The organism is Amycolatopsis sp. NPDC051128 (assembly GCF_040682715.1).
Taxonomy (GTDB): Bacteria; Actinomycetota; Actinomycetes; order Mycobacteriales; family Pseudonocardiaceae; genus Amycolatopsis.
In genome coordinates, this window is sequence record NZ_JBFBBN010000010.1 from 42,276 (window position 1) to 54,946 (window position 12,671).

Below are 12,671 nucleotides of genomic sequence, written 5' to 3' on the forward strand. Positions count from 1 at the left end.
CCCGCCTCAGCCGGTGAACAGGCCGGCGATCCACTGGCCCACGTTGACGCCGGCGCCGCTGACCGCGAGCCCGATGATGGCGAGCGCGATGACCACGCCGGCGAGCCGGCGCATGACACCGGCGTTGTCGCCCTTGCCGCCGCCCAGCCACAGCAGGAGGAGGGCTACGGCCAGCAACACCAGGGGGATGACGTTGTCAATCAGCCAGGTGCGCACGTTTCCCGTGCCCAGCTCGCCGGCGGCCAGCGTGTCGAGGGTGGTCAAGGTCGTCATCGCGATACTCCCGGTGCGCGGTGGGGGCCGCGCGGTTCTGGCTCAGGCGGTGCTTCGAACACATCATGGGGGCTACGAGGGGTAATCGTCAAAGCGCGCTGCGTAAATACCGGCTGTGCTCCTCAACCGGTCTGGCACGCCAGGCACCCGTAATCTCCACGCCCACCATCATCGCGGCAAGGGTCCTCGGGTTAAAGCCCGGCCACCCATACTTCTCAGTGTGCTGACGAACTCACCCCAATGCCCGGAATTTGCTCACTGTAAGTACTTGCCGTGTGGCCGTTGTGCGGCCTTGAACAGTGTGACATGACACGAACGGCTCTGTCGCACGAGTCCGCTCTGTGACGCCTCCTCGGCCGGTCCACACCCATGTCGATCTTGGACGGCCGGGCTGTCCGTCACAGGGCGCTCAGAATCCCACCAGTTTTTCACTACATAGCGTGATCTTGGTTCTCATGGCCGTCCTTGGGTGAACACCCCGGCGGGATAGGCGCCCGCCTCGACGACGCGGGCGCTGAGGCCCCGGCACAGCTCCTCGAGCCGGGCGGTCTTTTCGGCCCCGAGGCGGTTCCACGGCCCGCGGGCGGCGCTCTCGGTGGCCACCTCGATCCGGTCGCGGACGGCGATGCCTTCTTCGGTGAGCGCGCCGCCGTCGTCGAGGAGCCCGCGGTCGCGGAGGCCGGCTTCGGCGGCCTCCCACTGTTCGTCGCTCCAGCCGCGGGTGAGCTTGGCGGCGGCGGTGACGAACCCGCGCCCGGTGGCGTGGTGGCTGATCAGAGCTTCGATCCCGCTCAGGCCGTTGAGCACGAGGGCCGCGATGTGGCCGTCACCGCGGTACTCGCGGAGCAGAGTGATGGCGTGCCAGAGAACAAGGTGCGGCTCCCCCGGCCACCCGAGCCCGGCATGGGCGGCGTAAAGCGGCCGCCCCTCCCCCGTACAGCCCGCGGCGGCTTCGCGGGCGAGCTCGGCGGCCTCGGCGACGTCATCGCTCTTGACGTGCTCCCCGAGAAGCCGGGTCAGCGCTTTGTCGACACCGTCGAGCCGCGCCTCGAGCACCTGCTCGGGCGTCGCCAGGGTCCAGGCCCGCGGAATGACGCGGGCGACGACTTCGGGGTTGAAGTTGTAGAAGGTGGCGGCCACGACCTCGGGGCCGACCGCCCCCATGGCGGCGGCCCGCCCGGCGAAGTACGGCATCCGCCCAGGCCGCAAACCGACCCCGGTGAGGGCGGCATCGACCTCGGGCACGAAGTACACGAGGGCATGCAAGGAATCAAAGGCCGTCTTGAACCGCTTCTCATCGCCCGCCATCCAGCCACCCTACCCCCGAGTAACCACCAGGCGGAACCACACACCGGCGCAGCCAGGCGTACCGGAAGGGTCGGCTCGCGTACCCGGAGGGCGGTACCCGGTCGTGAAGAGACGGACGAGCTGGCATGTAAGCCGGATCCTGTTCCCCGGTCGCCTTGCGGCTCGCGGGGCGGCGATCATCCATCTCGGCCTGCCGTTGCCGGCAGGCTCCAGCGGCCTACCCGCAGGCTCGGACGGGCCGTCCTCGAACGCCTGCGCAGGAGCTCGGAAGCTCCCTCTTGACCTTGCTCCGGGTGGGGTTTACCTAGCCGTCCCGGTCACCCGGGACGCTGGTGGTCTCTTACACCACCGTTTCACCCTTACCCCCGTCCGGAAACGGAGGCGGTCTGTTCTCTGTGGCACTTTCCCGCGGGTCACCCCGGGTTGCCGTTAGCAACCACCCTGCCCTGCGGAGTCCGGACTTTCCTCGGGCCGGGTCGCCCCGGCTCGCGACCGCCCTGCCAGCTCGTCCGCAGCTGGATGGTAGCTCAGTAGCCCGCCACCGCCTCGCTGTGGTGGCGGGGGTGGACGGGCGCCGGGGGCTGGTGCTGCGCGGGTGCGGGGTGCTGGCGGGCGAGCTCGGCCGTCCAGTGGAGGACGGCGGCGGGGCTGTCGAGGCCGATGAGGCCGACGAGTTTCCCTTGGCGGACGAAGCCGGTGATGGGGCGGGTGCCGGGAACGGGTGATTCGAGGAGGACGGTGTCGGTGGCGAGGCCGGGGCGGCCGGCGACCTGGATGCGGACACCGTGTTGTTCGGACCAGTAGCGGGGCACCGGGGTGTAGGCCGGCGCGCCGTGGGGGCCGGTGAGGAGGTTCTGGGCGGCGGCGCGGCTCATTTCGACGGCGTTGAGCCAGTGTTCGTCGCGCTGGGGTGTGGGGTCGTAGCGGAGGTTGGGCCAGCGGGCGACGTCGCCGGCGGCGACGATGGTGGACGAGCCGACGACGTGGCAGGTGGGGCCGCAGACGACGCCGTCGTCGAGGGGGAGCTTGGCGCCGCGGAGCCAGGAGACGGCGGGCACGCTGCCGACGGCGACGACGACGCAGGCGACTTCGATGGCGCGGCCGTCGGTGAACTCGAGGCCGACGGTGGTGGGTGCGGGGCGCCAGCGGCGGATGGTGGTGCCGAGTTCGAGGCGGACGCCGCGGGCGGTGTGGAGCGCGGTGAGCCATTCGCCGATGTCGGGGCCGAGGACGTCGGCGAGGAGGGGGCGGCCGCGGCCGATGAGGACGACGTCGCGGTCCATCTCGCGGAGGCTGGAGGCGACTTCGCAGCCGATGAAGCCGTCGCCGATGACGGCGACCGGGCCGGGGTTGGTGGCGAGGGCGCGCTGAAGGGCGATGGTGTCGGAAAGGGTGCGGACGACGACGATCCGCGGGTGGCCGTGGGGGGCGCCGGGCATGCGGCGGGGTTCGACGCCGGTGGCGATGATGAGGCCGTCGTAGCGGAGTTCCTCGTCGCGGAGGTGGACGATCTGCCGGTTGGGCGACAGCGCCGTGACGGGGGTGTCGAACCGCCATTCGGCGTCGACTTCGAGGGGGTCGGCGAGGAGGGTGTCCGCGCGGCTGACCCCGCCGGTGAGGAGCTGCTTGGACAGCGCCGGGCGGTGGTAGGCGATGCCGGGTTCGGCGCCGAGGACGACGAGTTCGCCGTCGAACCCGAGTTCGCGCAGCCGTTCGGCGGCGCGCAGGCCGGCGAGGCCGGCTCCGGCGATCACGATGCGTTCGCTCATCGGGTGGCTCCCAACAGGTGGATGGCTCTCATCGGGCAGGCGCGGGCGGCGGCCCGCACGTTCGGGACTTCCTGGGCTTCGGGCCGTTTCTCGTACTCGAGCTGCCCGTCTTGGCCGAGCTGGAAGACCTGGGGCGCTTCGGACTGGCAGACGCCGTAGGCATGGCAGCGTTGGCTGTCGACGTCGACTCGGAGCGTGGCCGGTTCGGGGCTTTGGTCGGCGGGTGAGGCGGCGATCAGCCCGGCACGGGCGAGGACCGGGGCGGGCAGCACCCGCAGGACGGACAGGAGGACCGGCGGGACGAGCACGGTGATCCCGGCGAGCCAGACGACGGCGAGGTGGCCGTCGGCGACGGCGCCGAGCCAGGCGTGCACGGCGAGCAGGCCGATGGCGAGGTAGCCGGCCTGGTGGAAGCGGAGCCAGCGGCCTTCGCGGGCGCGGCGCAGGCCGGCGGTGACGGACACGGCGATCACGAGTTCGAGGCCGGCGATGCCGAGCGCGTGCCGCGGGGTGCCGTTGTAGAAGGGGACGAGCAGGTCGGTGACGCCGAACGGGTCGTCTTCGAGGAAGAGGAAGGCCAGCCCGTGCAGGGTGCCGGTGGCGAGGGTGAACGCGGCGAGCAGGACGTGCCCGGTGCGCAGCGCGTCCTGGCCGCTGAACCGGCGCACCCAGCCGGTGGCGGCGAGGACGCCCCAGCACAGCGTGAGGCACATGCAGAGATAGGTGAGGCGGCCGGACAGGGCGGCGACCTCGGCGATGCCGGTGTCGTGGGGCGACACCGGCATCAGCGCGGCTGAGGGGGACATGGGGCGGCTTACCTCCGGGTGCGCGGCTGGGTCCTGCCGGGGGTTCCGAGCAGGCGGAGCAGGCCGAACGTGGCGACGGTGGCGACGGCCACGAGGACGGCGCCGACGACGAAGTCGCCGACGCCGAGCGTGTTGTCCTCGGTGGCGGAGACGAGCAGGGACGTGGTCTCGGCGAGGCCGGTGCTCTCGAGGAGCGTCAGGTGCCCGAGGGCGGTGTCGACGGCGGTCTGGGCGAAGGCGCGGACGTCGTCGTCGCGGGTGCCCGCGCGGACGTCGGAGGCGAGGCCGAAGAGGGTGCCGTACTCGGCGCGGAGCCGGTTGACGTAGGCGCGGTCGAACTCGTCGCCGGAGTCCGCGGCGATGTCGTCGGCCCAGACGCGTTCCTGGTCGGTGGGTTCGCCGGGCAGGGTGATGGCGAGCCGGTCGGCGACCGCGCGCAGGGCGACGTCGAGGCGGGCCTGGTCGTCGGCGATGCGGCCGGCGACCGCGCGGACGCGCCGGTTGGTGGCCCGCTCGGCGGCGAGCCTGCTCGACGGCACGGCCCACAGCGTGTGCTGTTTCAGCCGGGTCAGCAGGGTGCGGTCACTCTGCTGCAGTTCGCCGGCGGATGCCGGCAGGGCGCAGCCGAGCACGAGCGCGGTCGTGGCGGCCAGCAGCGCCACGAATCGGAGCGGCATCCCCGTTGTCCCTTCGCGAAGGAGTCCTCACCGGGGGTTACGGAGAACAGGCATGATCCGGTTCTCGTCGTCACCTTTTAGTGACTGTGACGTACATCACATGACACATTTTGAACCACTCAAGAGAAGCTGCCGTGGCCGCCGCCACTAATTGAGCACGGAAACTAATGCATATGGCCTATTAAGTCGTTTTGCGCTACGCTCCGATGGCCCCACGGTCCGCCAGTCAGGTGAGGTTGCGAGCTTTATGGAAGTATTGGGCAGAGCCAGTAGCGGCCACGTCGGCTACGCCTCGTCCGCCACCGCCCTCGACGTCGGCCCTACTCCGCCGGACGACCTCGTCCCATTGCTGTACAAGGACTTCCGCGCCACCCTGTTCAGCCAGGTGTTGGCACTGACCAACCATGATCGTCAGTGGACCGAGGATGTGGTGCAGGAGACCATGATCCGCGCGTGGCAGCACTCCGACACGCTCGAGCGCGAGCCCGGAATGCTGCGCGGCTGGCTGCTCACAGTGGCCCGCCGGATCGTCATCGACGGCTGGCGGAATCGCCGGGTCCGCCCGCAGGAGGTCGCCCTGGAACTCCCGGAAACCGCCCAGACCGCCGACCGCACGGACAGCTCGTTAGCCGCGCTAACGATTACCCAGGCATTGTTGGAACTGGACGAGAAATATCAGTCCGTCATCTCGCAGACCTACCTCGCCGGAAACACAGTTCGGCAGGCGGCGACAATTCTTGGAATTCCCGAAGGAACCGTCAAATCGCGCTTGTACACGGCGATGCGGCAATTGCGGAAGGCGCTCGGGGAAGTGACGGTGCAATGAGGGAGTGGCACCCGCCGCATCGGGACGCCGCGGCCTACGGGCTCGGCGTCCTCGATGATCCGGGGGCGTTCGAAGCCCACTTGAGCGGCTGCGCCCACTGCCGGGTGCTGGTCGCCGAGTTCCGCTCGGTGACCGGCGCGCTGACGCAGGCGTCGCAGCTCGGCTATCTCCCGTGGGGCCTGACCCCGGATCCCGGTCAGGAGGCGGGCCCTGGGCCCTCCGAGAGCTACCCGCCGCCGCCTGGCAAGGGCGCGGTGCGGCGCCGGAAGTCCTGCGCGGTGCGGGGCAGTCGGGGCTCGGCGGCCGGCCCGCTCCTGCTGCTCGTGCTCGGCATGGCCGTGACGGCCCTGAGCGCGGCCCGGCCGGCCACCACGAGGACCCGGTTCGCATCCACTGCGTCCATCGTCTCCCCTGCTCAGGTCGTGGCCGGTACCGGCGCCAAGCTTCGGGATCTCCCGTGGCGGGCCGGTTTCAAGTAGTCTGCCCGAACCCAACATGAAAGTCCTTACGGTGGATACCGAAGTAAATCCCGAGCACCCCGTCAGCGGGGCTTCGGTACCGAAGCGTCCCGCCCCGCGGCTCCCCGGCCGCGAGCCCGAGCTCAACCACCTGACCAGCCTTTTCCCCGTCGCTCTCGGCGGCACGGCCGCCAGCGCGGTGCTGGCAGGCGAGTACGGCATGGGCAAGAGCGCCACGCTGCACACCGCCGCGGCACTGGCCGCCGACGCGGGCTTCGTCGTCGCGGTCGCCACCGGGTCGCGACTGGAGAGCCACCTGGCCGGCGGGGTCGTGCGTCAGCTGGCGGACGCGCTGGAGAACTCGGGCCCCGCGCGCCCGCGCACACCGCACCCCGCCGAGCCGTGCGGACCGGCCGGCGAGGGCGAAGCTCTCGAACGCTTCTACCGGATCGTCCGCGACGCGGCCGGGCAAGGTCCGCTCTTCCTCGGCATCGACAACGTGCACCTCGCCGACGTCTGGTCCATGCGGTGCCTGGCCTACCTCCGCAACCGCGTGCTCGACCTGCCGGTGATGATCGTCCTCACGTCCCAGACCGGCCACCCCCCGCACAGCGAGGTGGCCCTGCTGGAGATGGCGGGCTCCACACCGGCCACCATCACGCTGAACGGCCTCGGCGACGCCGCCGCGGCAGAGATCCTCGGGCTCGCCCCCGGCGAGCTCGCCTCCGCCTGCCGCGAGGCGACCGGCGGCAACCCGTACCTGCTGCAGGCGCTGCGCCCGCGGCTGCTGCCCGGCGCGGACCCGCACGAGCTCGGCTCGTCGCTGGTCGGGCAGGTGCTCCACACGCGGATGCAGGAGTTCCCGCACGCGCCGGCGATCCTGAACGCGGCCGCGATCCTCGGCGAGGACGCCGGTTTCGACCTGCTGGCCCAGCTCGCCGGCGTCGACGAGCTCGACGCGCTGCAGGCGATCGACACCATGGTCCGGCTGCACGTGCTCAACAACAGCAACCGGCCGACGCTGACGTACTCGTTCGTCCGCAACTCCCTGCTGAAGGACATGCCGCAGACGACGCGGGCGGTCAGCCACGCGCGGGCGGCGAAGCTCCTGTCGGAGGCGGGCGCGCCGGCCGAGCGCGTCGCCGACCACCTGCTGGACGCCACGTCGATCCGGATCCCGTGGGGCGTGGACGTGCTGCGGCAGAGCGCGCGCAACGCGGTGTTCTCCGGACAGCCCGAGCTGGCCGCGCGGCACCTGCGGCGGGCGCTGGAGGAGCGGTTGACGTCCGGGCGCCGGATGGCCGTGCTGCTGCAGCTGGCCCACGCGGAGTTCCAGGTCGACCCGCCCGCCGCGGCGAAGCGGGTGCGAGAGGCCGTCGACACCATCAGCAACCGCGAGACGGCCGCGTTCATCGCCACCGTCATGCTGCTGACCCTCTGCGGCGGGCAGGACGCCCGGCTCGGGATCAGCGCGGCGGGCCAGATCGCGGCGCGGCTGGACGCCGGTGGGCCGGAGGCCGTCTGGCCGCTGCTGTGCATGACCTACCTCGCCGAGGCGGGCAGCAGGCTCGGCCCGCCCCCGGAGTTCCGCGACTTCGAGGAGCAGTGGGCGCCGCTGACCGACCCGGCGGCCCAGCGGAGCCGCTCGGCGCTGCTGGCGCTCGACGCCGTCCGCAGCGGCGACTCGGCGCAGGAGGCGCTCGGGCACTTCGCGGACGCGCTGACCGGCGACGACGGCGAACTCTTCGAACAGCACTACTTCTTCACGCTGGCCACCGCGGTGCTCGCGGACGAGCCGGTGCACGTCGACCGGCTGTGCCGGGTCCTCGACGTCGAGCGCGAGCCGTGGGACGTGCACGTGCCGCACGGCGCGCTGCCCACCCTGGCCCGCGGCATCGCGCTGCAGGCCAGCGGCGACCTCCAGCGGGCCAGCGTGCACTTCGAGTCGCTGCTGCGCCGGTTCGACGAGCGCGGCGGGACGACGACCTGCCCGGTCGGCGTGCTGTGCGCGGCGAAGCTCGTCGAGTGCTGGGTGGACCTGGGCCGGTTCGAGGCGGCGACGTCGCTGCTGGACCGGATGGACTTCGTCGCCAGCCAGGGCCTGTTCACCCACACCTACCTGCTGTACGCGCGGGGCCGCCTGCGCGTCGCCACCGGGTACACCCGCTTCGGCTTCGAGGACCTGCTCAGCTGCGGCCGACGGCTCGCGCACCACGGCATGCGGTTCCCGGGGTTCGTGCCGTGGCGCGCGCACGCCGCCCGCGCCGCGCTGGCCCTCGGCCAGGCCGACGACGCGGCCCGGCTGGCCGAAGAGGACATCAACGCCGCGGCCCGCTGGGGCGCGGCGCGGCCGCTGGGCACGGCGCTCACCACGCTCGGGCTGGTCCGGGAGGACGACGAAGCCGAACGGGCGCTGAGCAAGGCGATCTCGACGCTGCGGGAGTCGCCGGCCCGCCTGCAGCTGGCGACGGCGCTGACCGAGCTCGGCACGCTGCAGGCGCGGCACGGCCAGTCCGAAAAGGCCATCGAGACGCTGCGGCAGGCCGTCGAGCTGAGTGAGCACTGCGGCGCGCGGCCGCTGGCCCGCCGCGCGGCGGAGGAGCTGCGGTCGGCACGGCGCGCGCTGACCCCGGCCAAGGAGAACGAGTACGGGTTGACGCGGCAGGAGAACCGCATCGCCGTGATGGCCGCGCAGGGCCTGACCAACCGCGAGATCGCCACGGCGCTGCACCTCACCCGGCGGACGGTCGAGCTGCACCTGTCCGGCGCGTACCGCAAGCTCGGCATCCCGGGCCGCGCGGAACTCGGTGGCGCGCTGGCGAAGTCGCAGCGCGGCAGCTAGCTGGCGTCGCGCGTTGTTCGACGTTCGGGCCGAGCGCCCCAATGTGGCGTTCGGTGCGTCCAACGCACCCAAAGTGGCGTTCGGTGCGTCCAGCGCACCCAATGTGGCGTTGGTTGCGTCCAACGCACCCAAAGTGGCGTTCGGTGCGTCCAGCGCACCCAATGTGGCGTTGGTTGCGTCCAGCGCACCCAAAGTGGCGTTCGGTGCGTCCAGCGCACCCAATGTGGCGTTGGTTGCGTCCAGCGCACCCAAAGTGGCGTTCGGTGCGTCAGACGCAACCAGCGCCACATTGGGGCGCAACCCCTGACCCTGTCAACGAACCTCGGACGCGCGGCAGCTAGGTCCACTTCGGACACCGGGATGAGCAGCCCCCGGTTTCCACGCTACCCGGAAGCACCGACAGAACCGGGCGCTCGGCGGAATTGTCGGTGCCCGCCGGTAAAGTGGAAGACGGGGGGCGCCCCTGGCGGCTGGTGCGTCCGAGGCCGTCGGTTAGCGTGCGCGAGTGAACTTCTGGGCGGCTGCGGGCAGCCTCGCGCTGCTGGCCGCGGTGCTGGTCTTCGCGATCGTCCGCCCGCGTGGCTGGCCGGAAGCGGTCGCCGCGGTGCCGGCGGCGGGTCTCGCGCTCCTGCTGGGCCTGGTGCGGCCCGCCGCGGCCGGGCACCGGGCCGTGGAAATCCTCCCGACACTGGGCTTTCTGGCCGCGATTCTCCTCTTGTCCTTTTTGGCCAGTGTGGACGGCGTGTTCAGCTGGCTCGGCAACCGGCTCGCCGAGGCGTGCCACGGCAAGCCGCGCCGGCTGCTGGTGCTGACCTTCGCCGCGGCGGCCGGGGTGACCGCGGTCCTCAGCCTGGACGCCACGGTCGTGCTGCTCACTCCCGTGGTGCTCGCGACCGCGGCGAGCCTCGAGATGCCGGCCCGGCCGCACGTCTACGCGTGCGCGCACCTGGCCAACTCGGCGTCGACGCTGCTGCCCGTGTCGAACCTGACGAACCTGCTGGCCTTCGCCGCGTCGGGGCTGACGTTCGCCGGGTTCACGGCGTTGATGGCGTTGCCGTGGCTGGTCACGATCGGCATCGAGCTGGTGGTGTTCCTGCGGTTCTTCGCTGCGGATCTGCGGCCGCGGGAGACCGCCGAACCGCGGCAGCACCTGGAGACGCCGACGTTCGCGCTGGTCATCCTGGGATTGACGCTGGCAGGCTTCGCGGTGGGCCAGCTCGGCCACGTCGAGCCGGTGTGGATCGCGGCGCTGGCCGCGTTGATCCTCGGGGTGCGCGCGCTGGCGGTGGGCACGATCCGGCCGTGGCAGCTGGTCAGCGAGGCGGCGCCGCAACTGTGCCTGTTCGTGCTGGGCCTGGCGGTGGTGGTGGAGGGGGTGTCGGAGCACGTTCTCGGCGGCGTGCTGCGTCAGGTCCTGCCGACGTCGACGGGCCTGGTGGACCTCCTGGTGGCGGCCGGGGTGGCGGCGTTGCTCGCCAACGTGGTCAACAACCTCCCGGCGACGCTGATCCTGTTGTCGGTGCTGGGCCCGCACCCCGCGCCGGGGGTGCTGCTGGCGGTGTTGCTGGGGGTGAACATCGGCCCGAACGCGACCTACCTCGGCTCACTGGCGACGCTCCTGTGGCGCCGGACCCTCCCGCAGCACCCGTCGGCGAGGACGTTCCACGCGCTGGGCGCGATCACGACCCCGTTGTGCCTGGCCGCGGCGACGCTCGCCCTCTGGCTGAGCCTCACCCTGGCCACCTGACGCCGCGAAACCCGTAACTGGCGTGATCAGGCCCGGATCTCGCGTGATCAGAACCGGAACTCGCGAGTTACGGCTCTGATCACGCCGGTTACGTGGCCGATCACGCGAGTTACGGCATCGTGATCGTCTGGCCCGGGTGCATCGTCGGGCCGCAGTCGTCCAGGGGGCCGCCGAAGCGGTCCGCCGCCACCTCCGGGATCGTCTTCGCCGCGTAGTCCTGCGCCGCCTTGAGCTTGGCCGGGTCGGTGGCCACGTCCCTGCGGACCCAGTCGCCGTTGCGAAGGCCCTCGATCGGGGAGCTGTAGATCAGCACGTAGTCGCGGTCGAGGCGCGGGTCCAGCGCGATGCCGTTGCCCGCCGCCCATGGGCCCCACGAGTGGATGAACGTCGGCTTCACCGTGTCGAACACGTAGTCGCGCAGGCCCGCCTGGTCGTTGTCGTGCACCAGGTCGGCGATCGGCTTGTTGACCAGGCCCGCCATGTCGACCAGCTCGAGCCGGCTGGTCATCGACGAGCCGCCGAGGTCGGGCAGCAGCAGCGACGCCTTCCGCAGGCCGAGGATGTCGGCGTAGGTGTTGAAGCCGCGGCCGAAGCGGTCGGCCACCAGGCACGCCGTGATGTTGGGGTTGTTCGCGAACTTGTCCGCGGCCTGGGCGAACCCGATGGCCGACGGGACGAACGCGCCCACGAGCACGACGACGACGCCCACGCGCAGCAGCGCCCGGCGGTGCTTGAGCAGCTCACCGGCCGAGAGGGTGCCCGCGATGACCGCCAGCGCCCAGATCGGGCTGGCGAACCGGTGCTGGTACATCCAGTCTTCGACCATCACGCCGTACGCGACGATCCCCAGCCCGAGCGGCACCAGCAGCGCGATCAGCGGACGCCGCCACGGCGCCTTGACCAGCGCGAACGCGATCACCAGGGCCAGCACGACCACCCCGGCCCAGCCCGCGTACTTCACGAGTTCGAGCGGCCGCTCCAAGGCGGCCAGCCCCGGCAGGCCCTGCTGCTTCGCCACCGACGGGTTGGCCAGCAGCCGGCCGAACTCGGCGTGGCGCCAGACGACGTACGCGCCGAACGGCACGGCGAACGCCGCCACCGACAGCAGCGCCAGACGGAAGCTCTTCCAGAACAGTCCCGAGCGCAGCAGGAACAGCGCCGCGAGCGGGTACGCGCCCGCGTAGATCAGCCCTTCCGGCCGGGTCAGCGCGGCGAGCGCGACGAGCACGCCGGACCACAGCGCGACCTTCGGCGTCAGCAGCTTGTCGCGCTTCACCGAGACGAACAGCGTCACACCCAGCGTGACGACCACGAACGCGAACAGTGAGTTCTCCAGGCCGGACACGACCCAGATGACGAAGGACGGGATGGTCGCCAGTGTCAGGCCGGCGACCAGCGTGGCCAGCCAGGCGAAGCGGGGGAAGATCTGCTTCGCGGCGACGTGGCACGCCGTCAGGACGCCGCCGGTGAACAGCAGGCCCAGCGCCTTCGGGAACAGCACGTAGTCCGGGATGCCGAACAGCAGGCCGTGGTCGAAGAGGCCGACGAGCTTGCCGAGGCCGAGCAGCACCATCCACGTCGGGTCCGAGAAGCCCTCGACCGGCGGGGCGCCCGGCTGCAGCACCGGGCCGAGGCCGTCGGCGAAGCTGCGGGCGTAGGAGAACGTGATGGCCGCGTCGTCGACGATCCAGTGGCCGTAGCGGGCGGCGTGGACGGCGACCGCCGCGACGCCGGCGAGCACGGCCAGCACCGGCGCCAGCCGCGCGGCCCAGCCCCGCGCGGTCGTGGTGGCCGCGGGGTCCTCGGGGAGGTCGCTGGGGGAGGTCTCGGTGAGTGCGCTAGCCGTCATGTCCTCGTCACTGTTCCGCCCGCAGGCCTCTGCCGGTGGGATGCGCACGAGCTGGCGCCCCATGAAGTGGACCCGAGGCCGGGCCCGCCGCCGCGGCGTCGCGGTCGAGACACTCT

General features: G+C 71.6%; 10 protein-coding genes and 1 other RNA gene. 4 read left to right on the top strand and 7 right to left on the bottom strand.

The features are described 5' to 3' along the window. Window positions 1-6: 6 nt before the first annotated feature. From AB0M82_RS13565 to AB0M82_RS13590, 6 genes are all read right to left on the bottom strand, one after another. Entirely contained in the window at window positions 7-273 is a 267-nt protein-coding gene (locus AB0M82_RS13565) for a hypothetical protein (protein ID WP_364721090.1), read from the bottom strand. Between the two features lie 453 nt (window positions 274-726). Further along, complete coding sequence (locus AB0M82_RS13570) at window positions 727-1,581, bottom strand: hypothetical protein (RefSeq protein ID WP_364721092.1); 855 nt, start codon at window positions 1,579-1,581, stop codon at window positions 727-729. A 112-nt stretch (window positions 1,582-1,693) separates the two neighbouring features. Beyond that, window positions 1,694-2,089, bottom strand: an RNA gene (gene rnpB / locus AB0M82_RS13575) — RNase P RNA component class A. A gap of 19 nt (window positions 2,090-2,108) precedes the next feature. Then, the gene (locus AB0M82_RS13580) at window positions 2,109-3,350 is read right to left on the bottom strand and encodes an FAD/NAD(P)-binding oxidoreductase (protein ID WP_364721094.1); all 1,242 of its coding nucleotides are present in this window, start codon (window positions 3,348-3,350) and stop codon (window positions 2,109-2,111) included. Beyond that, window positions 3,347-4,156 (bottom strand): ferredoxin, encoded by an 810-nt coding sequence (locus AB0M82_RS13585; RefSeq protein WP_364721097.1) that lies wholly within the window; start codon window positions 4,154-4,156, stop codon window positions 3,347-3,349. The genes AB0M82_RS13580 and AB0M82_RS13585 overlap by 4 nt, the downstream gene beginning before the upstream one ends. An 8-nt stretch (window positions 4,157-4,164) precedes the next feature. After that, window positions 4,165-4,833 carry a DUF4142 domain-containing protein gene (locus tag AB0M82_RS13590; RefSeq protein ID WP_364721099.1) on the bottom strand — a complete coding sequence of 223 codons (669 nt, stop codon included), beginning with the start codon at window positions 4,831-4,833 and terminating at the stop codon, window positions 4,165-4,167. Window positions 4,834-5,080: 247 nt separating this feature from the next. Between AB0M82_RS13590 and AB0M82_RS13595 the strand changes: the two genes are divergently transcribed. The 4 genes from AB0M82_RS13595 (at window position 5,081) to AB0M82_RS13610 (ending at window position 10,706) form a co-directional block, all read left to right on the top strand. Continuing rightward, window positions 5,081-5,659 carry a sigma-70 family RNA polymerase sigma factor gene (locus AB0M82_RS13595; protein WP_364721102.1) on the top strand — a complete coding sequence of 193 codons (579 nt, stop codon included), beginning with the start codon at window positions 5,081-5,083 and terminating at the stop codon, window positions 5,657-5,659. After that, on the top strand, window positions 5,656-6,138 hold the full coding sequence (locus AB0M82_RS13600) for a hypothetical protein (RefSeq protein ID WP_364721104.1): 483 nt from the start codon (window positions 5,656-5,658) through the stop codon (window positions 6,136-6,138). The genes AB0M82_RS13595 and AB0M82_RS13600 overlap by 4 nt, the downstream gene beginning before the upstream one ends. 31 nt (window positions 6,139-6,169) lie before the next feature. After that, entirely contained in the window at window positions 6,170-8,959 is a 2,790-nt protein-coding gene (locus AB0M82_RS13605) for an AAA family ATPase (RefSeq protein ID WP_364721106.1), read from the top strand. Between the two features lie 505 nt (window positions 8,960-9,464). Continuing rightward, the gene (locus AB0M82_RS13610) at window positions 9,465-10,706 is read left to right on the top strand and encodes an SLC13 family permease (RefSeq protein WP_364721109.1); all 1,242 of its coding nucleotides are present in this window, start codon (window positions 9,465-9,467) and stop codon (window positions 10,704-10,706) included. A 109-nt stretch (window positions 10,707-10,815) separates the two neighbouring features. Here the strand turns inward: AB0M82_RS13610 and AB0M82_RS13615 are convergent, their stop codons facing one another. Beyond that, complete coding sequence (locus AB0M82_RS13615) at window positions 10,816-12,555, bottom strand: hypothetical protein (protein ID WP_364721111.1); 1,740 nt, start codon at window positions 12,553-12,555, stop codon at window positions 10,816-10,818. Between the last annotated feature and the right edge of the window lie 116 nt (window positions 12,556-12,671).